The organism is Pseudomonas sp. PDM28 (genome assembly GCF_019219115.1).
Lineage (GTDB): Bacteria > Pseudomonadota > Gammaproteobacteria > Pseudomonadales > Pseudomonadaceae > Aquipseudomonas > Aquipseudomonas laurylsulfatiphila.
On sequence record NZ_JAHUWG010000002.1, the window covers coordinates 402,404 to 428,282 of the forward strand.

A 25,879-nucleotide genomic window follows, 5' to 3' on the forward strand; every position below is an offset into this window, starting at 1 on the left:
CACCTCGATCAGGCACGTCCGTACCGTTACAAACCGATTGTCGAACAATTTTGCCAACGGCCCTTTACCGCTCTAAGTTCTGGCCTAGACTCATTTTCTCAAAGCGAAACCGGTCGGTCATAAAGTGGAAAAATAGTCGAAACTTTTTCCATTCCCGATCGGTCCTCTGACAAGAAGGTGCGTTGCGACTGGTGCAATCTTTGCAACGGCTCATTCACCCCTTTTGCTTCGACGCATCGGGCAGCGCTTGCTCACTGATGCGCAGCGCTTTTTTGCCCGGCCAAGGGAATTGGCCATGAAACACCGTTTGCCAGACCTAAGAATTAGATCAACAGCACGGGAGATTCATATGATCAGTACGGCTTTGGAAATACAGGGAGAACGTGCTCATCAGGTCGGCGAATCGAGCGCCGTAACTGCCGCGAACACCCAACCCGTCAGCGTGCCCGGCACCAGGACGCTGACTCCGGCAGCCCACCAGAATCCTAACCGTAAGAAAGTGTTGTTCGTGACCTCGGAAATTGCCGACCTGGTGAAAACCGGTGGCCTGGGCGACGTTTCCGCGGCGCTGCCACGGGCCATGGCCCATCTGCACGATGTGCGGGTGTTGATCCCGGGTTACCCGCAGGTGCTGCACAGCGAGAACCCCATTCATATCATCGGTGAACTCGGCGGTCATGCCGCGTTGCCACCGTGCAAGATCGGGCGCATGGACATGCCCGATGGTCTGGTCATTTACGTACTGATCTGCCCCGAACTCTACGAGCGCGAAGGTTCACCCTACGGCGCCAACAACGGCCGTGACTGGCCGGACAACCATATCCGTTTCGCCCGCCTGGGCCTGGCGGCGGCCGACATCGCCGCCAACCTGGCGCAAATCCACTGGTGCCCGGACCTGGTGCACGCCCACGACTGGCCGGCCGGTCTGGCCCCGGCCTACATGCACTGGCGCGGACAGCGGACGCCAACGCTGTTCACCATTCACAACCTCGCTTATCAAGGCGTGACCAGCCTTGGCTCGTGCCCCGAACTGGGCATTCCCCATCACGCGCTGCAACAGGAAGGCATGGAGTTCTATGGCAAGATGTCGTTCCTCAAGGCCGGCATGGCCTACTCGAGCCACATCACCACTGTCAGCGCGACCTACGCCCAGGAAATCACCACCCCGGATTTCGGCTGCGGACTCGACGGTTTCCTCGCCGCCAAGACCCAGCAAGGCCTGCTCAGCGGGATTCCCAACGGCATCGATGAAAGCTGGGATGCGGCCACCGACCCGCACCTGTTCTGCCCGTTCGAAATTGGCGACTGGGATGGCAAGGCGGTGAACGCCGCCCATGTGCGCGAGCTGTTCGGCCTGCAAGACTCCGAAGGGCCGCTGTTCGCCGTGGTGTCGCGCCTGGTCTATCAGAAAGGCCTGGACCTGACCGAAGCGGTCTCCGAATACATCGTCAAATCCGGTGGGCAGATCGCGATCATCGGTCGTGGCGAGCCGGAAGAAGAACAATCGATGCGCGAACTGGCCCTGCGTTTCCCCGGCCAGATCGGCGTGCGCATCGGCTTTAATGAAACCGATGCCCGGCGCATGTTCGCCGGCAGCGACTTCCTGCTGATGCCTTCGCGTTACGAGCCCTGCGGTCTGAGCCAGATGTACGCCCAGCGCTTCGGCTCGTTACCGGTGGCGCGCAATACCGGCGGCCTGGCCGACACCATCGAAAACGGCGTGACCGGCTTCCTGTTCGATGAATCAACGGTGCAGAGCTACCAGGAAGCCCTGAGCCGCGCGTTCAAGGTGTTCGCCTTCCCCGACCTGCTGCACGCCATGCGCTGCCGGGCCATGGCAGCGCCATTCAACTGGTGCAAGGCGGTCGAACCCTACGCCGAACTCTATGAACAGCTTGTGGCGAAAGCGTTGGGGAAATCGAACAAACAGTAAGAGGCTTTCAAGATGCCGTTACGGACCCTTGAGACCTGGCCCCACGGCGCAATCATGCTGGACGCAGAGCACACGCAATTTGCGTTGTGGGCGCCAGATGCGTTTTACGTCAGTGTCGAACTGGAACATGGACAGTCCTTGCCGTTGCTGCCCCAGGCCGACGGCTGGTTCGTGAGCAACATCCGATGCGCAGCGGGCACGCTTTACCGCTACAGCATCGACGGCGAACTGGAAGTGCCCGACCCGGCTTCCCGCGCTCAGGACGGCGATATCGACCGACACAGTGTGGTGGTCGATCCGCTGGCCTATGCCTGGCAACACAGTGCCTGGTCGGGACGGCCGTGGAACGAAGCGGTGATCTACGAACTGCACGTCGGTACGCTCGGCGGTTTCAGCGCCGTCGAGCAGCATCTGGCGCGCCTGGTCGAACTGGGCGTCACCGCGATCGAACTGATGCCCATCGCGCAGTTTCCCGGTGAGCGCAATTGGGGGTATGACGGTGTCCTCCCCTACGCGCCCCAGGCTTCATACGGGTCACCCGAGCAGCTCAAACACTTGATCGACACCGCCCACGGTCATGGCCTGGCGGTGATTCTCGACGTGGTCTACAACCACTTCGGTCCGCACGGCAATTACCTGCATCGTTATGCCAAGGGCTTCTTTCGCGAAGACAAACAGACGCCGTGGGGCGCGGCCATCGACTTCCGCCGCCGCGAAGTACGGGACTTCTTCATCGAAAACGCCTTGATGTGGCTGCTCGAATACCGTTTCGACGGTTTGCGCCTGGACGCGGTGCACGCCATTGAAGATCCGGATTTCCTCCAGGAACTGGCGCAACGGGTGCGCCGGCAGACGGGACCGGCGCGACATGTGTGGCTGATGGTGGAGAACGAACACAATCAGGCCGGACTGCTCGAACAGGGTTACGACGCGCAGTGGAACGATGACGGCCACAATGCCCTGCATGTGTTACTGACCGGCGAAACCGAGGCCTATTACGCCGACTACGCGCACAACCCCACCGAACAACTGGCGCGTTGCCTGAGCCAGGGTTTCGTGTTCCAGGGTCATATCAATCGCCATGGCGTGGCACGCGGTGAACCCAGCGGGCACTTGCCTCCCGGCGCCTTCATCCTGTTCCTGCAGAACCATGACCAGATCGGCAACCGGGCCTTCGGCGAGCGCCTGCATCAACTCGCCCACCCGCAAGCGCTGCGGGCCGCCACGGTGTTGCTGCTGTTGTCACCGATGATTCCGCTGCTGTTCATGGGCGACGAGTTCGCCGTCGAGCAACCCTTCCTGTTTTTCACCAGCCATCACGGTGAGTTGGCAAAATTGGTTCGGGACGGCCGCCGCAACGAGTTCGCAGCCTTCAGCGTGTTTGCCGACCCACTCCTGCGCGAACACATTCCTGACCCGAACGATCCGCAGACGTTTGCAGCGTCCCGTCCTGTCCTGCCTTCGACCGGCCATGCAGAGATGCACGACCTGTATCGCCGGCTGTTGCAGCTCCGTCACCGGCTGCTCATTCCCCACTTGCCGGGCACGCAGGCATTGGGAGCTGACGAGCTGGGCGAAGGCGCGGTCAGTGCCGCCTGGCGCCTGGGCGATGGCAGCGAGCTGCGCATTGACCTGAACCTCAGCGACAAGCCCGTAGTCCACACCTCACAGACCGGTGCTGCGCGGGTGTTCGAATACCCGCCAAAGAGCGCCGATCTACTGGAACAGGGCACCCTTGCCCCGTATTGCGCGCTTGTCAGCCTCACCGCCGCAGCCCCTTTGCTAGTTCGTATGGAGAGCGTCCATGAGTGATGCGCAACTGGAAATTCTGGCCAGCCGTGCCGGCCTTGCGGTCGACTGGATCGACGCCAACGGCCGCCCGCAAAAAGTCGCACCTTCGGTGTTGCGCAATGTGCTGACCGGCCTTGGCCACCCGGCAGGCAGCGCCCAGGAAATCGACGCCAGCCTGCTGGAATTGCAAGCGGTGCAGCAGACCCATCACTTGCCGCCATTGATCACCGCCGATGTTGGAGTTGGCCTGGATCTGGCGCATTTCTTTGCACCTGAAACCCCTTGCGAAATCCACCTTGAAGACGGTTCACGGCTCAACCTCAAGCTGGACGCCAACGCAAAGCTGCCGGGGCTGGTACCGGTCGGCTATCAACAGGTCAGTATCGACGGACAAACCTTCACCCTGGCGGTGGCGCCACCCCGTTGTTACAGCGTCGCCGATGCCGTGGATAACCCGATCCCCCGTGCCTGGGGCCTGAGCGTGCAATTGTATGCCTTGCGCCGCCCCGGCGATGGCGGGTTTGGTGACACCCAGGCGCTGGAGGACCTCGCCCGAGTGGCCGGTGAACGTGGCGCCGAGGCGCTGGCGATCAGCCCCTTGCATGCGATGTTTTCCAATGACACCCAACGCTACAGCCCGTATTCGCCGTCCAGCCGTTTGTTTCTCAACAGCCTTTACTGCGCCCCCGGCACCATTCTCGGCGAGCGCGCCCTGCGCACCGCGATCGATGCAACCGGGCTGGCCATTGAGCTCAAGGCGCTGGAGGAGCGTGCGCTGATTGACTGGCCGGCCGCCGCCGAAGCCAAGCATCGGCTGTTGCAGTCGCTGTACGAAGGTTTTGTCCAGGGTGAACACCCCTTGCACGAAGACTTCAGCAGTTTTCGTCACGCTGCCGGCGAAGCGCTGGAAAACCACTGTCGCTTCGAAGCCATACAGGAGGCACGCGCCGCCCGCGGTGAAGGCCTCGACTGGCGACTGTGGCCCGAACCCTGGCGTAATCCGCGCAGCGCCGAACTCGCGGCTTTTGCCGAAGAGAATGCCGGGCGTATCGGCTTCTTCGCCTTCTGCCAGTGGCTGATCACTCGCTGCCTGGAACGCGCGCAAACCGCCGCCCGTGCCAGCGGCATGAGCATCGGCCTGATCGCCGACCTGGCCGTCGGTGCCGATGGCGGCGGCAGCCAGGCCTGGAGCCGGCAGGACGAACTGCTCGCGTCCCTCACCGTCGGTGCGCCACCGGACATACTCAACCGCACGGGCCAGGGCTGGGGAATTTCCGCGTTCTCCCCTGAAGGCCTGGTGCGCAATGGTTTCCGGGCGTTCATCGAAATGCTGCGGGCCAATTTCGCCCATTGCGGTGGCTTGCGTATCGATCACGTCATGGGACTGCAGCGGCTGTGGGTGATCCCCAACGGCTCACCGCCAGCCGATGGCGCCTACCTGTATTACCCGGTGGACGACCTGCTGCGCTTGTTGACCCTGGAATCCCATCGGCACCAGGCCATCGTCCTCGGCGAAGACCTCGGCACCGTGCCGGACGGCCTGCGGGAAAAACTCATCGCCCGTTCGATGCTCGGCATGCGGGTGCTGCTGTTCGAGCAGGACAACACGCACTTCAAGCCGATCCTCGACTGGCCGGACAACGCCCTGGCGACCACCAGCACCCATGACCTGCCCACCCTCAACGGCTGGTGGCATGGCCGCGACATCGACTGGAACGCCCGGCTCGGCATGGTCGACGCCAGCGGTGAGATCGAATGGCGCCAGCATCGCGAGCGCGAGCGCGAGGGCCTGCGCCGGGCGTTGAGCCAGGACCCGCAGAACTTTCGCGAAGAATCCCACGAAACCGACCAGGTGCTCGACGCCAGCGTGCGATTTCTCGGTCATACCCGGGCACCCTTGGTGCTCTTGCCGCTGGAAGATGCCCTTGGCGTGGAACAACAGGCCAACCTGCCCGGCACCATCGACACCCACCCGAACTGGTCGCGGCGCTTGCCCGGCTACAGCGAAGCCCTGCTCGATGGACCGGATGCCGCGCGGCGCCTGGAACTGCTCGCCTGTGCGCGACTGCAGGCGGCCGAGCGTGACCGATGACCCGACAGCCGACCCGCCCACTGCGCGCGACGCTGCGCCTGCAATTTCATAAAGGCTTCACGCTGGAAGACGCGGTGCCGCTGGTGCCGTATTTCGCACGCCTGGGCATCAGCCATGTCTACGCCTCCCCGCTGTTGCGTGCCCGAGCCGGATCGATGCATGGCTATGACGTGGTGGACCCGACCAGGGTCAACCCGGAACTGGGTGGCGAAGTGGCGCTGCGCAGCCTGGTCAACGCCTTGCACGAGCAGGAAATGGGATTGATCCTCGACATAGTCTCCAACCACATGGCGGTCGGCGGCGCTGACAATCCCTGGTGGCTGGACCTGTTGGAGTGGGGACGCCTGAGTCCCTATGGCGAGTTTTTCGACATCCAGTGGCACTCTCCCGATCCGTTGATGGAAGGCCAACTGCTCCTGCCGTTCCTGGGCAGCGATTACGGTGTGGCGTTGCAGGACGGCACCCTGCCCTTGCGCTTCGATGCCTGGCACGGCAGCTTCCATGTCGAGCACTACGAACATCGCTTTCCCATTTGCCCCCGGGACTACGGCGAGCTGCTCAAAACCGATGCAGCGCTCGATACGGAGCAGGCCGAACAACTGAAAAACCTGGCCGATCGCTTCAGCACCCTGAGCTATCAGACCGACGCCCACAGCCTGGCCATACCGCTGAAGGCGGGACTGCGCGATCTGGTCAGCGATCCGCTTATTGCTCAAGCCATTGACCGGCACCTGAAGCACTACGACTCAGTGACCCACGAAGGCTTCCAGCGCCTGCACAACCTGCTGGAGCGCCAGAGCTATCGCCTCGCCAGCTGGCGCACGGCCGCCGATGACATCAACTGGCGGCGCTTCTTTGATATCAACGAACTGGGCGGATTGCGCGTCGAGCGTCCTGCGGTGTTCGAAGCCACCCACGCGAAGATCTTCAAACTGGTGGCCGAGGGGCTGATCGATGGGTTACGCATCGACCACATCGACGGCCTCGCCGACCCGCGGGGCTACTGCCGAAAGCTGCGGCGCCGGGTCGACAGTCTGTGTGCGGGCCGCCATTTGCCCATCTATGTTGAAAAAATCCTCGGCAAAGGCGAGTCCCTGCACCTCGACTGGTCGGTGGACGGCACCACCGGTTATGAATTCATGAACCAACTGTCACTGTTGCAACACGACCCACGGGGCGCGCAGACACTGGCCGAACTCTGGCAGCGCCACAGTGAGCGGCCCGCTGACTTCTCCCAGGAAGCACAACTGGCCCGCCAGCAAATCCTCAACGGTTCCCTGGCCGGCGATTTCGAAAGCGTCGCCCAGGCCTTGCTGCAAGTGGCCCGGGACAATCTCATGAGTCGCGACCTGACGCTCGGCGCCATTCGCCGGGCCTTGCAGGCGCTGATCGTGCATTTCCCGGTGTACCGCACCTACATCAGCCCCCTTGGCCGGACAGGCCAGGACGAGGTGTTTTTCCAGCAGGCCATGGACGGCGCCCGTCAGACACTGGGCGAGGCAGACTGGCCGGTGCTCGACTGCCTGGCCGGCTGGCTCGGTGGCGAGCCCTGGCGGCAACGCCCGGCCGGTCGTCAGCGCAAACGCCTCAAGCACGCCTGCGTGCGTTTCCAGCAACTGACCTCGCCAGCCGCTGCGAAAGCGGTGGAAGACACCGCGTTCTATCGTTCGGCTGTCCTGCTCTCGCGCAATGACGTGGGGTTCAGCACCGAGCAGTTCAGTGCGCCGGTGGCCGACTTTCATCGCGCCTGCATCGAGCGCCTTGAAACCTTCCCCGACAATCTGCTGGCCAGTGCCACCCACGACCACAAGCGTGGCGAAGACTCACGCGCGCGGCTGGCGGTACTGAGTGAGCGCAGCGGCTGGTACACCGAGCAGATCGGCCTGTGGCGCGCCCTCGCCCGGCCCTTGCGCCAGGACGATCAAGTGCCCTCGGCGGGCGATGAGTTGATTCTCTACCAGGCGATCCTCGGCAGTTGGCCGCTGGAGTTGGCTTTCGATAATCCGCCGGCGCTCGAGGACTACGCCAAACGCCTCTGGCAATGGCAGCGCAAGGCCCTGCGCGAAGCCAAGCTGCAAAGCAGCTGGAGCGCGCCCAATGACGCTTACGAGCAAGCGACCGAGGACTTTATCCAGCGCCTGTTGCTCAGCCCCGAAGGTGAGCTGCTGCGTTCGGCCCTGGCCAAGGCGGCCCGTTTGATTGCCGCCCCCGGTGCCCTTAACGGTTTGGCGCAAACCTTGCTGCGCATGACCGTGCCCGGCGTGCCGGACTTGTATCAGGGCAACGATTTCTGGGACTTCAGCCTGGTCGACCCGGACAACCGTCGCCCCGTGGATTTCGCCAGCCGCCAGCAGGCACTGCAGCACACGATAGACCTGCCGGACCTGTTGTCGAACTGGCAGGACGGGCGCATCAAGCAAACCCTGATTGCGCGCACCCTGGGCCTGCGTGCCGAACATGCCGAGCTGTTTCGGCATGGCACTTACCGGGCTCTGGAAGTGCTGGGCAGCGAGGCCCATCGTGTGCTGGGATTTGTCCGCGAACGGGAGGGAGAACGCGCCATTGTGATTGTGCCGATACGCTGTGCCGAACTGCTGGAAAACAGTGCCGTACCCCAGGTCCACGCGCCGCTGTGGGGCGATACCCGGGTCAAACTGCCGTTCACCGTTGCCGACGAACATCTGAAGGGACTTTTTACCGGCATCAAAGTCACAAAACACAGAGAGCTGCTGATCAGCACCGCGCTGGGGGATTTCCCGGTCAATCTCATTATTCAAACTCACCACACTTGAGTTCAGTTCAGGAGCATTGCGATGAGTACCGACGATAAACGCATCCGCGAATTCGCCTATCAGATCTGGGAGTCCGAAGGAAAACCCGAAGGTCAGGAAGCCCGCCACTGGGAGATGGCGTGCAAACTGGCGGAAGCCGAAGCCCTGGCCCCGAAAAAGCCTGCGAAGTCCACCGCCAGCAAGGCAGCACCGAAGAAAACCGGCGACGCTAAAATCGCCCCGGACAAGACACTCAATGGCAAGACCGCCGCGCCGAAAGCTAAGGCCAAACCGGCGGCGGCTTCAAAAGTGATCCCGCCGGGAGAAAAGGCCGTCGAGAAAAAGCCCCGTGCGGCGCGAAAACCGCCCGCGGTTTGAGACAGTCCTGGCAAGGCTTGCGAAGAGTCACCATGAACGTCGAGCCTGATGGCCTCATCGCGAGCAGGCTCGCTCCCACATGGGATCTGTGTCGTTCAAAAATTTGTGGCCCGTTCCCGATCAATGTGGGAGCGAGCCTGCTCGCGATGGCGGCATGGCAGTCGCCATAGATTTCTAGTTTGCAGGAGCACTTATGACCAGCCCAAAGAAAGCCCCCGCGCCAGCCCCCCGCGCTGAAGCCACGCGAATCCGTGAAGGCCTGCCCTTCCCGCTGGGTGCCACCTGGGACGGACTGGGAGTCAACTTCGCCCTGTTTTCCGCCCACGCCACCCGGGTCGAACTGTGCCTGTTCGACGACAGCGGCGAGGTTGAGCTCGAACGCATCGAACTGCCCGAATACACCGACGAGATCTTCCACGGCTACCTGCCCGACGCTCATCCCGGGTTGATTTACGGCTATCGCGTCTACGGTCCGTACGACCCGGCCAACGGTCATCGCTTCAATCCCAACAAACTGCTGATCGACCCCTACGCCAAACAACTGGTCGGCAAGTTGAAATGGTCCGAAGCGCTGTTCGGCTACACCATCGGCCACCCCGACGCCGACCTCAGCTTCGATGAACGTGACAGTGCGCCCTTCGTGCCCAAGTGCAAGGTCATCGACCCGGCGCACACCTGGGGCCACGACCACCGCGTCAGCGTACCGTGGGACAAGACGATCATTTATGAAACCCATGTACGCGGCTTCAGCATGCGTCACCCTTCGGTCCCGGAAAACCTGCGCGGAACCTTTGCCGGGCTGATGGTCGATGACGTGTTGGAGCACATCCGCAAGCTCGGCGTGTCGACCGTGGAGTTGCTGCCGATCCACGCGTTCGTCAACGACCAGCATTTGCTGCACAAGGGCATGACCAATTACTGGGGCTACAACAGCATCGCGTTCTTCGCCCCCGACCCGCGTTACCTGGCCAGTGGCAAGATTGCCGAGTTCAAGGAAATGGTTGCGCACCTGCACGAAGCGAATCTGGAAGTGATTCTCGACGTGGTCTACAACCACACCGCCGAAGGCAACGAGCAAGGCCCGACCCTGTCCATGCGCGGCATCGACAACGCGTCCTACTACCGCCTGATGCCCGATGACAAGCGCTTCTATATCAACGATTCCGGCACCGGCAACACCCTGGACCTGAGTCACCCGTGCGTACTGCAAATGGTCACCGACTCCCTGCGCTACTGGGCTTCGGAAATGCACGTGGACGGGTTCCGCTTCGACCTGGCAACCATACTCGGGCGATATCACGGCGGTTTCGATGAGCGCCACAGTTTCCTCGTCGCCTGCCGCCAGGACCCGGTGCTGCGCCAGGTCAAGCTGATCTCCGAACCCTGGGACTGTGGCCCCGGCGGTTACCAGGTCGGCAATTTTCCGCCGGGCTGGGTCGAGTGGAACGACAAATTTCGCGACACCGTGCGCGCATTCTGGAAGGGCGACGACGGTCAACTGGCGGACTTCGCCAGCCGCCTGACCGCTTCGGGGGATATGTTCAATGAACGGGGTCGGCGCCCCTATTCATCGCTGAACTTCGTCACCGCCCATGACGGCTTCACCCTCAACGACCTGGTGTCGTATAACGACAAGCACAACGAGGCCAACGACGAAAACAATCAGGACGGCAGCAACAACAACCTGTCCTGGAACCACGGCGTCGAAGGCCCCACCGATGATCCCGAGATCAACGCGCTGCGCCATCGGCAGATGCGCAATTTCTTCGCCACCCTGCTGTTGGCCCAGGGCACGCCGATGCTGGTGGCCGGCGACGAGTTCGCCCGCACCCAGGAGGGCAACAACAATGCGTATTGCCAGGACAGCGAGATCGGCTGGGTCAACTGGGACCTCAGCGAAGACGGCAAGGCCTTGCTCAAGTTCGTCAAGCGCCTGATCAAGTTGCGCCTGACCTACCCGATCCTGCGCCGCGGGCGTTTTCTGGTGGGCAACTACAACGAAGACATCGGCGTCAAGGACGTGACCTGGTTGGCGCCGGACGGCACGGAAATGACCACCAAGCATTGGCACGATGCACACAACCGCTGCCTGGGCATGCTGCTCGATGGCCGCGCCCAGGAAACCGGCATTCGCCGCAAAGGTGCCGACGCAACGCTGATGCTGGTGGTCAACGCGCATCACGACATCGTCAATTTCCGCCTGCCGCAAGTGCCTGACGGCGGTTTCTGGACGTGCATGATCGACACCAACCAGCCGTCGATCCGTGGCCAGGAGCGCTTCGAGTTCGGCCACGAGTACTCGGTGACCGGTCGTTCATTGCTGCTGTTCGAGTTGCAGCATGAGGAAGAGGAGTGACAACGAGGCTCAGGCATTCAGCGCGCCACTGCCGCAGAGCGGAAAAATCATTTTGGTCGGGTTCGCGACGCGACGAATAGCGTTGCATGAGCAATACTCGATTCGCGGCAATCCAGGGTTGGGGTTGTCGCACCTCGCTATCCACCAGCCCTCACGGGTCGGCCGGGCTTGTCTCGCGCACGACTGAAGGCGAAGCAGCACAAGGACGTATACCCATGAAATCCGTTTCCCTCAGCGAAGCCAGCCTGCCCTCCCAGATCTGGAACAGTGCCCCGCAACTGGACAGTATTGCGGTCATCAACACCCAATCCCTCGTGCCTGCCGGTGCTCGCGCAGTGCTCATTGCCCCGCACCCCGGCGATGAAGTCGTGACCTGCGGCGGCCTGCTGCAATTGCTCAGCAACCTGGGCCACCCACTGCAATTGATCTCGATCACCGACGGCAGCGCCAGCCATCCCGGCTCTCGGCAGTGGTCGGAAAAACGCCTCAGTGTGTTTCGTCCCCAGGAAAGCGTGGAAGCCATCCGCCGACTCGGGTTGCCGATGCACAGCCTGAAGTGGATCCGAGGCGGGTTTACCGACAACGCCCTGGTGGAACACGAAGAACGGATCGCCCAATTCATCGCGCGCTACCTGCGCCCGGGTGATGTGGTGTTCAGCACCTGGTGCGAAGACGGCAACGTCGACCACGACACCGTCGGCCGCGCCAGTGCCAGGGCGGCGGCCAGTGTTGGCGCCACCTACAACGACGTGCCGTTCAGGGCCTGGCACTGGCCGGCGCGGGACCGGGAGCTGATCCCCTGGCATCGTGCGCGCAAGGTGCGCCTCGATGCCTGGACCGTCGCCCGCAAGAGCCACGCCACCCACGCCTACGCCAGCCAACTCGACGGTGAGCCCGCCATCGGCCTTGCGCCGTTGATGCCGCGCACGCTGCTGGAGCGCATTCGTTTGCCTTATGAAATCGTCTTCGTCTGATCCCACTGCGCTTTTTGTAGGAGCGAGCATGCTCCGGGCGGCGATCCGACGATGGAGGTCAACGATGATGCGGGGAGCCTGACACCCCGCGGTGCTCTCAGGTTTATCGCGAGCAAGCTCGCTCCTACAGGGGGCATTGGCCGCCGAGGTTACGCCGCAGAGTGTCAGATCTGGCGCGTCGGCGTTAAAGGCAAACTGAACTGCCCGTCCATGCATCAGTCGCATACATAGGCAGCCCCCAATCATAGGAGCGAACGTGGCCAGTCATTCCAAGCGGCAATCAGTTGAATCGGTGCCGTTGAGTACTCCCCCGGACATCCACCGACTGCGCGTGCTGACGGTCAATACCCACAAGGGATTTACCGCGCTCAACCGGCGCTTCATCCTCCCCGAACTACGTGAAGCCGTGCGCAGTACGTCGGCGGACCTGGTGTTTCTGCAGGAAGTGGTCGGCGAGCACGACCGCCACTCCTCCCGCTACAACGATTGGCCACAGACCTCGCAATACGAATTCCTTGCCGACAGCATGTGGAGCGACTTCGCCTATGGGCGCAATGCTGTCTATCCCGACGGTCACCATGGCAATGCCCTGCTGTCGAAATACCCGATCCGCGAATACCGAAACCTGGATGTCTCCATTACCGGCCCGGAACGTCGCGGCTTGCTGCACTGCGTGCTGGACGTGCCGGGGCACAGCGAAGTGCATGCCATCTGCGTGCACCTCAGCCTGCTGGAAAGCCATCGTCAGCTGCAATTGCAGTTGCTCTGCCAGCTCCTCGAATCCCTTCCGGATGATGCGCCGGTGATCATTGCCGGCGACTTCAACGACTGGCAGATGCAAGGCAACGCCACCCTTGCCCGCCGCGACTACCTGCACGAAGCCTTCGAACGCCACCATGGCCGCCCGGCCAAAACCTACCCCGCGCGGTTCCCCTTGTTGCGCCTGGACCGCGTCTACCTGCGCAATGCCAGCAGCCATGAGCCGCAGATACTCGGCAACAAGCCGTGGACGCACCTTTCCGACCATTTGCCGTTGGCGGTGGAAGTGCATCTTTGAATCGCGGCGATTGAGTGTGAAGTACCGAGAAATCGTCCCCCACCTGTTATTTCTGACAGTAGCCATGTTGGATCGGTGCCTGCTACGTTGTTGCCGCCCTGACGGACATCCGCAGGGGCTTGCGACACACACGTAGCGCCTTGGTTGCCGAAGGTACTTGCGGGTTATAGTTGCTCCCGATGTTGTCTTGCAACTCGCGCTGCCAAGCACGTCTGGTTCCTGGCCATCGATGATGGCCAAAGGAACGGAAGTTGATCCCATCGCGGAGGCAACATGGAGTTTTCGACAGATCTGCCCAAGTACCGTTATGGCGCCTGCCTGTTCTCGATCTGGTTATGTGCGAACTGGTCCCAACCCGCCTACGCAGCCTGCACACTCACCCCTACCGCCGGCAACGACAACTTCGTCTGCGACAGCGCCACCAGCGGGCCGTTAACCGATTTGTCGGGCAATAACACCCTGACCTTCCCCACCAATGGCACCGGCAGGATCAACGGCAACGTGACCTTCGGTGCTGGCGCCGACGCTGTGAACATGGCCTCAGGCACCGTGGCCGGTGCCGTGGATCTGGGCGACGGGGCGGACAGCTTTATGATCATCGCCGGGCAAGTCAGCGGGGCGGTCAGCCAAGGCAATGGCATCGATGACTTCATCATGTCCGGTGGAATCATTCAGTCCCTGGCCCAAGGGGACGGCCGCGATACCTTCCTGATGACCGGCGGCACCATCCTTGGCGCCTTCGAAGATGGCGACGTGGCCAGGATGACCGACGGCATCATCGACCGGGTCGACATGAAACTCGATAACAATATCTTCGATATGTCCGGTGGGCAGATCCTCCGCAACCTGGTGACCGGTTTGGGCACCGATGAGATCATCGTTTCCGGGGGGCGTATCGGCGGCAACATCAGTGTCAGCAACGGCAACGACAGCATCACGATCACCGGCGGAGAAATCGTCGGCGAGATTCGCGCCGGCAACGGTGATGACACGCTGGTGTGGGACGGCGGCGGGATCATCCGCTCGCAAGTCCTGCTGGGGGCAGGCAACGACCGCGCCACTTTGCGCAATCTGACCGAAAGCACCCTCGCCCAGACCCCGAGCATCGATGGCGGCAATGGCAATGACCTGCTGACCTTCGATGACACCACTTCATCGGGCGCCGCACGGTATATCAATTGGGAAACCCTCAATCTGGTCCAGGGCTCGCGCCTGGATCTCGATGGCAATCTTCAATTGGGGGACAGCACCACGGGCACCGGCGTGTTCAACATCGACGGCAGCAGCGTGCTCACGTCAATCCAGGGCAGCATCTCATCTTCGACCGCGGGCCGCCTCGCGACCTTGAACAACAGTGGGGTCATCGACCTTGCCGGCGGTAACTCGCGTACCAACGACACCCTGACGGTTGAAGGCAATTACGTGGGTAACGGCGGTCAGTTGCTCTTGCAAAGCACCGTGGGCGATGACAGTTCACCCAGCGACAAGCTGGTGGTCAACAACGGAACACTGACCGGCAGCACCCTGATCAGCGTCACCAACGTTGGCGGCGCGGGTGCCCTGACCCGGCAAAACGGCATCCAGCTGGTTCAGGCCCAAGGCACGGCGGTCAGCGACAACACCGCGTTCGCCCTCAAAGCCCGGGTGTCGGTTGGCGCCTTCGATTACCGCCTGTTCAAAGGCGGTATCACACCGGGCAGCGAAAACAGCTGGTATTTGCGCTCCTCGGTGGTGGCGCCGCCCGTGGTTGCCGTCGCCAACCCGGATCCCGCCTTGCCGCCGACGCTGGTGCCTATCGTGGCAGTGCCGGTCGCCGCGCCCGTGGTTGTGGCCAACGGGGTTCAAGGCGCTGGAGGCGTCGTGACCCTCGAAGCGCCTGTGTTACCGGCCGCCGTACCCGGCGCAAAACCTATCCCCCTGTATCGCGAGGCAGTGCCTGCCTGGTCGGTAGTGCCGCCAGCTGCAGCACAATTGACCCTGACAGCACTGGGTACCTTTCATGACCGTCAAGGCGATCAGCGCCTGCTCACGGAAACCGGGGCCCTGGGTGCCGGTTGGGGCCGGGTCTACGGCAAGAACCTCGAGCAGACCTGGGCCGGCACCGTCACACCAAGACTGGACGGCTCGCTCAATGGCTTCCAGGTCGGCAATGACCTGTTCAGTTCACAATTGGCGGGTGGGCAAACCCAGCGCAGCGGTTTCTTCATCGGCCACAGTCGCCTGCAAGGGGATGTCGACGGTTTCAATCAGGGCTTCGAAGGCAAACGCTCCGGCAGCGTCGAGCTGAAAGGCGACAGCCTTGGCGTGTACTGGACCCTCACCGATCCCGCCGGCGCCTATTTCGATGCCGTGGCCATGTACACCTGGCTCAATGGCGACAACCGTTCCGAAAGTGGCCTGAAGATCGACAATGACGGCCACGTAACCACGTTATCGGCAGAAGTCGGATACCCGATCACCGTGGCAGACAACTGGGTGGTCGAACCCCAGGCCCAGGCGATTTACCAGAAGGTCAAGCTCGGCAGCCAGGACGACGGTATCTCCCATGTCTCGTTCGATTCCGACAGCGCCTGGACCGGCCGCGTCGGCGCACGCCTCAAGGGTCGCTACGAAGTCAGTGGCCGGCCGCTGGAACCCTATCTGCGGGCCAATATCTGGCACACCTTTACCGGTACCGACACGGTCACCTTTGACCATGTCGATCAGGTCGAAACCCAGCAACGAGCCTCGTCCGCCGACCTTGGAATCGGCATGGTACTGAGCGTTGCCGCCTCGGTCAGTGTCTACGCAGGACTTGACTACACCAGCAATATCGACAGCAACCAACAACGGGGAACGGTCGGTAACGTGGGGGTTCGGGTCAGGTGGTGAGGAGTTGAAACCGCTCTATCCCGAGGTTTTTTGACGATTGCTCGAATAAACAAGCACCTGGAAACACACCATTGAACAGGCCCTTTTAAACCATTACCACTGATCGGCCATCTTCTTGACTCGACTGTTTCGGTCTTCTTGACTTCAGGTTACTACCCCCGAAAACACTACCAGGACCAGCCACGGGCTCCCGTAAAAACGGGCAGCCCGTGACGCCGCCTAATCCATTCGGTCGCCCCTCATTCGGGGTAGGAGAGACGCCAGAACGAGATACCGCATGCGACTGCAAGGTAGACCTCCATGAAAACTTCACTCACTTCACAAGAGATCAAAGTCACTTTTTGCACTGTATCGAGTTCACTCCTGCTGTGTTCCTCCATGGAATTGCTCGCCGCCACTGCCGAGCAGGAAACAACGCCGTGGTATCGCCAGGACATCCCGACTATCGGTCTGACTACCCTTGCAGCAACCTGGCCCGGTCCATTCAGCGACCATCCCGATCTGCGCAGTTCCAGCCTGACCACCGAAGACGCCGCGCCCATTGCCTGGGACCACCTCTACGGCCAGCCCTCCCGCCAGGCACAAGCCGATTACATTTCCCAGGCTATGGCCGTTCCCGGCACCCACGAACTCAAAGGCCCGGCGATCCTCACCCTGCAAAGTGCCGGCGGCCATACGCAAAGGGTCGGTCTGGTCAGTGGCTCGAACCAGTTCCAGCTCAACAACAAGGGCGCACAGGTCACCCCGGCCATGTCCAACCCCAACCGCGACACGCTCAACCTCCGGGGGCAAAGCCTCGGCGCCTATTGGAGCCTGACCGGTCCACAAGGCTGGCACGTCGACCTGACCGCCAGCGGTAGCCGGGTCAACGGCTTCAGCCGCAACGAACAAGGGACCCGAAGGGCCACCGAGGGCAGCGCGATGACGCTGTCGGTGGAAGGCGGCTTCCCTATCGGTCTGGGTGAAAACTGGGTGATTGAACCCCAGGCGCAATTGATCAATCAGCGCATCACCCTGGACACCCCGTATGCAGGCTCGGGCAACGCCTCTTCCAGTGACCTGACTTCATGGAGCGGTCGAGTCGGTGCGCACTTGAAAGGCAGCTACGACATAAGCGGGATGCCCGTCGAACCCTACGTGCGGACCAACTTGTGGCACACCGTGTACAGCGGCAATGCCGTGACCCTCGATCAGGTCGACAAGATCAGCAGCAGCCGCAAGTCCTCGACCGTCGAACTGGGCCTGGGTCTGGTCGCCAAGGTCACCCCGACCGTGAGCCTGTACGTCAGCGCCGACTACAGCAGCGACGTGGACGACAATGATTTGAATGGGTTGATTGGCAGCCTGGGTGTGCGGATGCGTTGGTAAAAACTGGTATTTCTTACAGTATCCAAGGCTCTGGTGGTGATGCATTGTGATGGCAGCCTCCCTGGTCAAGGCCATCACCAATGCCTTTGGATTATGTGCATAGCGGCACCCCGACCCTTGCAGTCATCGACCCGCGTGCTCTGGCGCTCAGGGCGGTGCAGTTCCATCGGCGGCAAGCGGCCGATCCGGTTGAGACGCGGGTCACGCATCAACGCTTCGACACCGCCGGACGGCCGGTGGCCACTCGTGATCCGTATCTGTTTGCAATGGCGCAGAACGATGCGTCGGTGCCGGCCAACCTGAGCCAGATATTCAGCCTGTCCGGCGCGTCGTTGGCGAGTGACAGCCTCGACGCCGGGTGGCGGGTCGCGTTGCAGGGTGCTGCCGGGCAAATCGTTGAGCGCTGGGACGGTCGTGGAAGCCGCACGCTGACTGAGTTCGATGCGCTGTTGCGCCCCGTGGCGGTGCGAGAGCGTGGCGGTGAGAGCGCTGAACACGTGATTGAGTGCTTTACCTATGCAGGGGTTGATGCTGACACAGCCGAGCATAACCTCTGCGGCCAGCTGATTCGCCATGACGATCCGGCCGGAACCCTGCACCTGAAGGAACTGGGGCTCGGCGGCGCGGTGCTGCAACAGACCCGGCACTTCTTGCGCGATGCCGAGACACCGGATTGGCCGGCGAACGAAGCCGCCCGCGACGCCTTGCTCGAAACCGGTGATGGCGCCACCACGTCCAATGTCTACTCGCCAGGCGCCGAACCCCTCCAGCAAACGGATGCGTTGGGCAACCGCCAGCATTATGCCTATACCGTCGCCGGCCAATTGAAAAACACTCGGTTGACCCTGGTCGGTGAGGACGAGATGACGCTGGTCAGCGCTCTCCATTACAACGCCTTCGGCCAGATCGAGGCGGAAACCGCCGGCAACCGCGTCATCACCCGCCATCGCTACGACCTCGCGGACGGACGCCTCATTGGCTTGAGCGCACACAAAGCCGATGGCACGCCCCTTCAAGACTTGTGCTACCGCTACGACGCCACCGGCAACGTGCTAAGCCTCGAAGACGCCGCCCAACCGATTCGCTACTTCAACAACCAGCGCATCGAACCGCTCAAGACCTACCGCTACGACACCCTCGGTCAACTGATCGAAGCCCGCGGCTGGGAAGCCAAAACCGGCCACGGCGGCCCCGCCCTGCCCGACCTGCACCCCCTGCCCCTCGACCCCAGCCAGGTCGCCAACTACACCCAGACCTACCACTACGACGCCGGCGGTAACCTGCTGGACCTGGTGCACGTCGGCGCCCAGCCCCACGGCCGTATTTTGACTCGCGCCAAATACAGCAACCGCTGCCTGCCCGAACGCAACGGCCGGCCACCGACGGAAGCGGAAATCGCTGCCGGCTTCGATGCCAATGGCAACCTGCGGGAGCTGCAATCTGGCCAGACGCTGGAATGGGACTTGCGCAATCAACTGAGCATCGTGCGCCCGGTGGTGCGCGAGGAGGCTGAGGACGACTACGAACGCTATGTCTACGATGGCGGTGGCCAACGTGTACGCAAGCTCCGCGCGAACCAGACCAATGCCCGCACCCTGATCAGCGAAGTGCGCTATCTGCCCGGTGTGGAAATCCGTAGTCATGGTGGCACCGGGGAGGTCCTTCACGTGATCACCGCCAGCGCGGGCAGCAACAGCGTGCAGGTGCTGCATTGGGTCGCCGGACAGCCCGAGGACATCGCCAACAATCAAGTGCGCTACAGCCTTAACGACCACTTGCAGTCCAGCGCTCTGGAACTGGACCAGAACGCCGACCTGATCAGCCAGGAATGGTATTACCCGTTTGGTGGTACGGCATGTTTCGCGGCCCGTTCGGCCACAGAAGCCAAATACAAGACCGTGCGCTATTCGGGCAAGGAGCGGGATGCGACGGGGCTTTACTACTATGGATTCAGGTATTACGCGCCGTGGTTGCAGCGATGGATTAATCCGGATCCCGCGGGATCGATTGATGGGTTAAATTTTTATCGAATGGTGAGAAATAACCCTGTTGTACTTCATGACCCTGATGGGTTGTCACCTGAAGGCGATCTCTCGCGAGAAATGTGGAAATTGGAATCATTCCAGGAAGCCTACAAAGAAGACCCAGCGAGAGCATTAAAAACATTGTCAAGCCTATATATGGACACGCATGATCCGAAAATTGTCGCTTTGGCAATTAGTAGAGTTAAAGGTAAATTTAGGGCCATTAAAGATAGCGCACTTATGCGCTCGATTGACAGCATGGCGAGTAGCACAAGCACCTTGGCCATCTCCACAAGATCAAATCTTAAAAAAATCAACGAACCCTTCCCGACCTATAAGTACATGGACCAATTCAAGTCTATTTACTCAACAAATGAAGGCTCGTCAGCGATCAACTATGCTATGAGGTACGATGAAAAAATAAAAATCGATAGAGATGAAGTAGTACGAGAAATCCACGATAGGCATGGCATAATATTAGGGATATCACAAAGGAGAGACATAGAGGCAACTGCAAAGGTGTTTAATCTTGCAGACGCCAAGAAAATCAGCATCCTGCTATATAACCAGTCAAACAAATCAACCACCACTTATTATCGAGGCCAAGACGTATCAGACTCCGGACTAAGTAACTTCCAGATCGCCCTGGGAGAAGGAACCATTCTTCACTCAAAGAGTTTTCTTTCGGTAGCCAAAGAAAAATCCGTTGCTGAAACATTCATGCATGGACCAAATAAACTCTTTATGACAATAGAAGGATTTAGCGCTTCCTATGTATGGTCCCCATCGCACTCCGTACCAACAGAAAAGGATCTGGTATTTACCCCACATGCAGATTTTGTAGTAACGGAGTTCTGGAAAGTAGCGGACAACAGTAGCCAATACCATGTTCGACTCAAAGAAATACGCGGACATAACGGCAGTCGCACTGCCATGCCTTACTAGGACCTGCCAGAGTGTGGTTTGCAGAAAGTAAACACCTTCCTGCAAACCAGCAACTATCGTTGAAAGTCAAGCCCCCTTCGGCCTGGTGTGAAGTTGGCCACCACCGGCACCGGTTAGCCTTCTTCGGTCCAGCGAGGCATCCCACGGATATGTTGGTGAAAACAGGTATTTCTTACAGTATCCAAGGCTTTGACGGCGATGCATTGTAATGGGCACGTCACCCTGATCGAGGCCGGCACGGATGTCTATGGACCATGCGCATCACGGCACGCCAACCCTTGCGGTTTCAGACGCGCGCGGGCTGGCGGTCAGGGTCATTCAATACCATCGACGGCTAGCGACCGATCCGGCAGAGGCGCGGATCACGCATCAACACTTCGACGCCGCCGGGCGACCGGTGGCATGTCGTGATCCGCATCTGTTTGCCTTGGCGCAGAACGATGCGTCAGTGCCGGCCAACCTCAGCCAGATATTCAGCCTGTCCGGCGTGCCGTTGGCGAGTGACAGCGTCGACGCCGGTTGGCGGGTGGCGTTGCAAGGTGCTGCCGGGCAAACCGTTGAGCGTTGGGACGGTCGTGGTAGCCGCACGCTGACTGAGTTCGATGCACTGTTGCGCCCCCTGGCGGTGCGAGAGCGTGGCGACGATAGCGCTGAACACGTGATTGAGCGCTTTACCTATGCGGGGGTTGATGCCGACACAGCCGAGCATAACCTCTGCGGCCAACTGATCCGCCATGACGATCCGGCCGGCACGCTGCACCTGAAGGAGCTGGGGCTCGGCGGCGCGGTGCTGCAACAGACCCGGCACTTCTTGCGCGATGCCGACACACCGGATTGGCCGGCGAGCGAAGCCGCCCGCGACGCCTTGCTCGAAACCGGCGATGGCGCCACCACTTCGCATATCTACTCGCCAGGCGCCGAACCCCTCCAGCAAACGGATGCGTTGGGCAACCGCCAGCGCTTTGCCTACACCGTCGCCGGCCAATTGAAAAACACGCGGTTGACCCTGGTCGGTGAGGACGAGATGACGCTGGTCAGCGCTCTCCATTACAACGCCTCCGGCCAGATCGAGTCGGAAACCGCCGGCAACCGCGTCATCACCCGCCATCGCTACGACCTCGCGGACGGACGCCTGATTGGCTTGAGCGCACACAAAGCCGATGGCACGCCCCTTCACGACTTGTGCTACCGCTACGACGCCAGCGGCAACGTGCTAAGCCTCGAAGACGCCGCCCAACCGATTCGCTACTTCAACAACCAGCGCATCGAACCGCTCAAGACCTACCGCTACGACACCCTCGGTCAACTGATCGAAGCCCGCGGCTGGGAAGCCAAAATCGGCCACGGCGGCCCCGCCCTGCCCGACCTGCAACCCCTGCCCCCCGACCCCAGCCAGGTCGCCAACTACACCCAGACCTACCACTACGACGCCGGCGGCAACCTGCTGGACCTGGTACACGTCGGCGCCCAGCCCCACGGCCGCATTTTGACTCGCGCCAAATACAGCAACCGCTGCCTGCCCGAACGCAACGGACGGCCACCGACGGAAGCGGAAATCGCTGCCGGCTTCGATGCCAATGGCAATCTACGGGAACTGCAAGCTGGCCAGGCGATGGAATGGGACCTGCGCAATCAACTCAGCGTCGTGCGCCCGCTGGTGCGCGACAACGCGGAGGATGACTACGAACGCTATGTCTACGATGGCGGCGGCCAACGTGTACGCAAGCTCCGCGCAAACCAGACCAATGCGCGCACGCTGATCAGCGAAGTGCGCTATCTGCCCGGTGTGGAAATCCGTAGTCATGGTGGCACCGGGGAGGTCCTTCATGTGATCACTGCCAGCGCCGGTAGCAACAGCGTGCAGGTGTTGCATTGGGTCGCCGGACAGCCCGAGGACATCGCCAACAATCAAGTGCGCTACAACCTCAACGACCACTTGAAATCCAGCGCCCTGGAACTGGACCAGAACGCTGACCTGATCAGCCAGGAATGGTATTACCCGTTTGGTGGTACGGCTTGTTTTGCTGCCCGGTCGGCCACAGAAGCCAAGTACAAGACCGTGCGTTATTCGGGCAAGGAACGGGATGCGACGGGGCTTTATTACTATGGCCTCCGCTACTATGCGCCGTGGTTACAACGCTGGATCAATCCAGACCCCGCGGGCCCTATCGACGGGCTCAACTATTACTGCATGGTCAGCAACAATCCGATCACCTTACTGGATGTAAATGGAGAAAAAGGCGAAAAATACAATGATGAAGATTTAAAAAATTTTAAAAAAGAGCTTGAGGAGTCGACACTTATAATAGTCGCCCTTAAAGACAATATAAAAATACAGAAAATTCTTGAAAAAATAAACAAGACAAAATCGATATCAAAACACAAACACTTTCTAAAGTTTTCGCAAAGAATACTTAAGATACGTGAAGAACTTAAAAATGAAAAAGAAAGGCTTGGGGAATATATTTTTAGATCGACTGATGAATTTTTCGAATCTGCACAGGGATTTAAATCTACAACCAGTGAAACTTATGTAGCCTGGACGGCACCTGAGTTCGAATTTTTTAAAGGGGCTGGACGGCCCTCCCCCGGATTTTCAGGGAGTGGTAGGCCGAGTAGTTCTGAACGAACAGATTCAGGGCGGCAGCATTTTGAATCAAGCCAGCAACCTGGGGCTTCCCATTCACGCAACACTCAGAGACCAACGGAAAATCCGTTTGTAACTCCCATTGAACTGCCACCGCAAACAGATAAAAACATTATCAAGGGATACAACATGGCCATCGACATCATCAAAAATAAAAATAATATTCGCGCTATTTTTCCTGCCGAAGACGAAAGCAGTAGACAACAAAGATACAAGGCGATAGCACTGCTTACACACCCAGACAAACTAAAACTAGAGGGCGTGCCTGAAGTTAAAAAAACGGCTGAGGAAGCCTTCAAGATAATTTCAGTTTGGAAACAGAACGGATATACCGGAGCAACAACAGGTCGTCGATAATCCCGATGCCATCAAGGCGAGCACCCTTTCCTACAGGTCAGCATCTGCAGGAAGGGGTCTGCCTATAATCAACGCCCCCTCATCACCCCTCCGGCCTTAACATCAACACCGCCAACGGCGGCAAATTCAACACCAACGACAACGCCTGCCCATGGCTCGGCGTGTCCTCGGCCATCGCCCCGCCACTGTTGCCGTAATTGGAACCGGCATAAATCGACGAATCGCTGTTGAGCACCTCGCTCCACTGCCCAGCAAACGGCACGCCAACGCGATAAGCCTCACGCGGCACCGGTGTGAAGTTGGCCACCACCAGCACAGGCCGGCCGTCCTTGCTCCAGCGCAGCCACGCATAAACACTATTGATCGCATCATCGCCGATCAGCCATTGGAAACCCTGCGGCACATCGTCCTGCTCATGCAGTGCCGGTTCTTCGCGGTACAGGCGATTGAGGTCGCCGACCAGTTTCTGCACGCCCTTGTGTTCGGAGTACTGCAGCAAGTACCAGTCCAGTTGCTGATCGTGGTTCCACTCGCGCCATTGGCCGAACTCACAGCCCATGAACAGCAGCTTCTTGCCCGGATGCGCCCACATGAAACTCAGGTAGGCCCGCAGGTTGGCGAATTTTTGCCAGCGGTCGCCGGGCATTTTGTCGATCAGCGAGTGTTTGCCGTGTACCACTTCGTCGTGGGAGATCGGCAGGATGAAACGTTCGGACCAGGCGTACACCAGGCCAAAACTCAGCTCGTTGTGGTGATGGGCGCGGTACACCGGGTCCTGCTGGATGTAATGCAGCGAATCGTGCATCCAGCCCATGTTCCATTTGTAGGCAAAGCCCAGGCCACCCTGTTGCGTGCCCTGGCTGACGCCCGGCCATGCGGTGGATTCCTCGGCGATCACCAGCGCACCGGGTGCTTCCAGGGCGACCACATCGTTGAGGTGGCGCAGGAAGTCGATGGCTTCCAGGTTCTCGCGCCCGCCATGGCGGTTCGGCACCCATTCGCCGGCCTTGCGCGAGTAGTCGCGGTACAGCATCGAGGCCACGGCATCGACCCGCAGGCCATCGACGTGGAAATGCTTGAGCCAGTGCAGCGCCGACGCCAGCATGTAGCCGTGCACTTCGGTGCGTCCCAGGTTGTAGATCAGCGTGTCCCAATCCTGGTGGAAGCCTTCCTGCGGGTTGCCGTACTCATACAGCGCCGTGCCGTCGAACTGGGCCAGGCCGTGGGTATCGGTCGGGAAATGCGCCGGCACCCAATCGAGAATCACCCCGATGCCGGCCTGGTGGCAAGCGTTGACGAATGCGGCGAACTGGTCCGGCGTGCCATAACGCGCACTCGGCGCGAATTGCGACAGTAGTTGATAGCCCCATGATCCACCAAACGGATGCTCCATGATCGGCATCAGTTCGATGTGGGTGAAGCCCAGGTCTTTGACATAGGGAATCAGTCGCTCGGTCAGTTCCGGCCAGGTGTACTGGCGGGCCACTTCACCCAGGTCGTCCAGCTCGCATTGCCACGAACCGGCGTGCAATTCGTAGATCGACAAGGGCGCCGTCACTCGCTGGCGGTCACCACGGGCCATCATCCAGTCTTGATCCTGCCAGTCGACGCTCAAAGGCGAGGCGACTTTCGAGGCGGTGTCCGGTGGCAGGCTGGTGGCCAGCGCCATCGGGTCGGCCTTCAGCGGCAGGATGCCGTTGGCACCGAGAATTTCGTACTTGTAGGCGTCCCCCGCTTGCAGACGCGGGATGAACAACTCCCAGACCCCGGTGGGATGCCGCAGGCGCATCGGATGGCGGCGCCCGTCCCAGACGTTGAAATCACCCACCACCGACACCCGCCGGGCATTGGGCGCCCACACCGCGAAACGCACACCGTCGACGCTGTCCACGGTCTTGAGCTGCGCACCGAGGCACGCACTGAGGTCGCGGTGATTGCCTTCGGCAAACAGGTACAAATCCATGTCGCCCAGCAAGGGGCCGAAGCTGTAAGGGTCTTCGGCCGTCTGCTCGCCGCCGGCCCAATGGGTGCGCAGCAGATACGCTTGCGCGCGGTCGAAATGCCCGACAAACAACCCCGGCGTCTCTGTGGCTTGAAGACTCCCAAGCGCTTCGCCCGAGTCCCTGGCCAGAACTTCTACACTCAGGGCGCCTGGCAGATAGGCGCGGATGAACTGTCCACCGGCACCATCACCGTGGGGGCCAAGTATGGCAAAGGGATCGATATGCTCGGCGCGCACCAAGGCATCGATATCCCGTGCGCCGGGCAGCAGCGCTTCTTTGTGATGACCCTGTTCCTTGTTCGAGACACTCATG

Annotated in this window: 13 protein-coding genes; 12 read left to right on the plus strand and 1 reads right to left on the minus strand. The window is 60.7% G+C overall.

Going from position 1 to position 25,879, the window contains the following annotated elements:
• Positions 1-349: 349 nt before the first annotated feature.
• From glgA to KW841_RS05165, 12 genes are all read left to right on the plus strand, one after another.
• Complete coding sequence (gene glgA / locus KW841_RS05110) at positions 350-1,933, plus strand: glycogen synthase GlgA (protein ID WP_126045985.1); 1,584 nt, start codon at positions 350-352, stop codon at positions 1,931-1,933.
• A gap of 12 nt (positions 1,934-1,945) precedes the next feature.
• Positions 1,946-3,745, plus strand: coding sequence for a malto-oligosyltrehalose trehalohydrolase (treZ, locus tag KW841_RS05115; RefSeq protein ID WP_218474131.1), 1,800 nt, complete (start codon positions 1,946-1,948; stop codon positions 3,743-3,745).
• Positions 3,738-5,816, plus strand: coding sequence for a 4-alpha-glucanotransferase (gene malQ, locus KW841_RS05120; RefSeq protein ID WP_218474134.1), 2,079 nt, complete (start codon positions 3,738-3,740; stop codon positions 5,814-5,816). The genes treZ and malQ overlap by 8 nt, the downstream gene beginning before the upstream one ends.
• The gene (locus KW841_RS05125; RefSeq protein WP_218474136.1) at positions 5,813-8,608 is read left to right on the plus strand and encodes a malto-oligosyltrehalose synthase; all 2,796 of its coding nucleotides are present in this window, start codon (positions 5,813-5,815) and stop codon (positions 8,606-8,608) included. Before malQ ends, KW841_RS05125 begins: the two co-directional genes overlap by 4 nt.
• 21 nt (positions 8,609-8,629) lie before the next feature.
• Positions 8,630-8,965 (plus strand): DUF2934 domain-containing protein, encoded by a 336-nt coding sequence (locus KW841_RS05130; protein WP_218474139.1) that lies wholly within the window; start codon positions 8,630-8,632, stop codon positions 8,963-8,965.
• 193 nt (positions 8,966-9,158) lie between these two features.
• On the plus strand, positions 9,159-11,321 hold the full coding sequence (glgX, locus tag KW841_RS05135; RefSeq protein WP_218474141.1) for a glycogen debranching protein GlgX: 2,163 nt from the start codon (positions 9,159-9,161) through the stop codon (positions 11,319-11,321).
• A 215-nt stretch (positions 11,322-11,536) separates the two neighbouring features.
• Positions 11,537-12,295, plus strand: a complete 759-nt coding sequence (locus KW841_RS05140; RefSeq protein WP_218474145.1) for a PIG-L deacetylase family protein — start codon at positions 11,537-11,539, stop codon at positions 12,293-12,295.
• Positions 12,296-12,551: 256 nt separating this feature from the next.
• Positions 12,552-13,352, plus strand: coding sequence for an endonuclease/exonuclease/phosphatase family protein (locus KW841_RS05145; RefSeq protein ID WP_218474147.1), 801 nt, complete (start codon positions 12,552-12,554; stop codon positions 13,350-13,352).
• A gap of 273 nt (positions 13,353-13,625) precedes the next feature.
• Positions 13,626-16,223, plus strand: a complete 2,598-nt coding sequence (locus KW841_RS05150) for an autotransporter outer membrane beta-barrel domain-containing protein (protein WP_218474149.1) — start codon at positions 13,626-13,628, stop codon at positions 16,221-16,223.
• Between the two features lie 300 nt (positions 16,224-16,523).
• On the plus strand, positions 16,524-17,591 hold the full coding sequence (locus KW841_RS05155; protein WP_218474152.1) for an autotransporter outer membrane beta-barrel domain-containing protein: 1,068 nt from the start codon (positions 16,524-16,526) through the stop codon (positions 17,589-17,591).
• An 80-nt stretch (positions 17,592-17,671) separates the two neighbouring features.
• Positions 17,672-20,560, plus strand: a complete 2,889-nt coding sequence (locus KW841_RS05160; RefSeq protein ID WP_256357709.1) for an RHS repeat domain-containing protein — start codon at positions 17,672-17,674, stop codon at positions 20,558-20,560.
• A 241-nt stretch (positions 20,561-20,801) separates the two neighbouring features.
• A complete protein-coding gene (locus KW841_RS05165; protein WP_256357710.1) occupies positions 20,802-23,564 on the plus strand; it encodes an RHS repeat domain-containing protein in 2,763 nt (920 codons plus the stop codon).
• 82 nt (positions 23,565-23,646) lie between these two features.
• On the opposite strand, the gene glgB is transcribed toward KW841_RS05165, so the two are convergent.
• Positions 23,647-25,878 carry a 1,4-alpha-glucan branching protein GlgB gene (gene glgB / locus KW841_RS05170; RefSeq protein ID WP_218474154.1) on the minus strand — a complete coding sequence of 744 codons (2,232 nt, stop codon included), beginning with the start codon at positions 25,876-25,878 and terminating at the stop codon, positions 23,647-23,649.
• Between the last annotated feature and the right edge of the window lies 1 nt (position 25,879).